General features: G+C 38.8%; 2 protein-coding genes. Both read left to right on the forward strand.

Going from position 1 to position 1,200, the window contains the following annotated elements; genetic code table 11:
• Positions 1-628, forward strand: a 628-nt coding sequence (galT, locus tag AC1DPQ_RS28235) for a galactose-1-phosphate uridylyltransferase (RefSeq protein ID WP_477611640.1), incomplete at its 5' end; no start/stop codon positions are given.
• Between the two features lie 10 nt (positions 629-638).
• The coding region (locus tag AC1DPQ_RS28240; RefSeq protein WP_477611641.1) for a galactokinase at positions 639-1,200 on the forward strand (562 nt) is incomplete at its 3' end.

Genomic DNA, 1,200 nt, shown 5'->3' on the forward strand with positions numbered 1-1,200 from the left:
TGATTGGATCAAGTACATTCAGATTTTCGAAAATAAAGGCGAAATAATGGGCTGTAGTAATCCACACCCACATGGTCAGATCTGGTCGCAGAGCGATATTCCATTAGAAATTGCTAAAGAAACCGAACGTCAGAAAACCTTCTATGCTATTCACAGAAGAAGTTTGCTTGGCGATTACTTAAAACTGGAGCAAAAGAAAAAAGAGCGTATAGTATTCGAAAACGATCATTTTGTGGTACTTGTCCCTTTTTGGGCAGTTTGGCCTTACGAAACCATGATTATCAGTAAACGCCATATAAATAGCATTAAATTGTTTACAGAAGCTGAGAAAAAATCGTTAGCTGATGCCATTAAGGTATTAACAACCAAATATGATAACCTGTTCGAAACCTCTTTCCCATACTCTGCAGGCATGCATCAGGCACCAGTAAACAATGGCTATTACCCTGAATGGCACTGGCACATGCATTTTTATCCACCATTGTTGCGTTCGGCATCAGTTAAAAAGTTTATGGTCGGTTACGAAATGCTAGCTAACCCTCAACGCGATATTACCCCTGAATTTGCCGCTAGCCGTTTAAAAGAGATGTCTGTAGCCCACTATAAAATCAACAAAACTGAAGACTAAATATTAAATAATGAATGCACAGGATTTAAAAAATACATTTAAAAAACTTTTCAACGCTGAGCCTATTTTAGTGCGTTCGCCTGGAAGAATCAATATCATTGGCGAGCATACCGATTATAACGGCGGTTTTGTAATGCCTGCTGCTATAGATAAAGCCATTTATGTAGCCATATCAAAAAGAGAAGATAATGAAATACATTTATTTTCAGAGAGTTATCAGCAATTTGATATTTCATCGATCAAAAACCTGAAAAAATCAGAGAACAGTTGGGCCAATTACATTTTAGGCGTTGCCGATCAGTTAAAAGAAAGAGGCCATCAGTTGGGTGGCTTTAATTTTTATATCGATGGTGACGTGCCTTTGGGTGCTGGTTTATCGTCGTCTGCTGCTGTAGAATGTGCTACTGGCTTCGCGCTCGATCAACTTTTTTCACTTTCCGTTCCGAAAATGGATATTGCATTGATTGCACAAAAGGCAGAACAGACTTTTGCTGGTGTTAACTGTGGAATTATGGATCAGTTTGCCTCTGTATTTGGCAAGAAGGACCAAGCCATTATGCTCGATTGCAGAT

It is taken from the genome of Pedobacter sp. 01T416_2, from assembly GCF_056398925.1.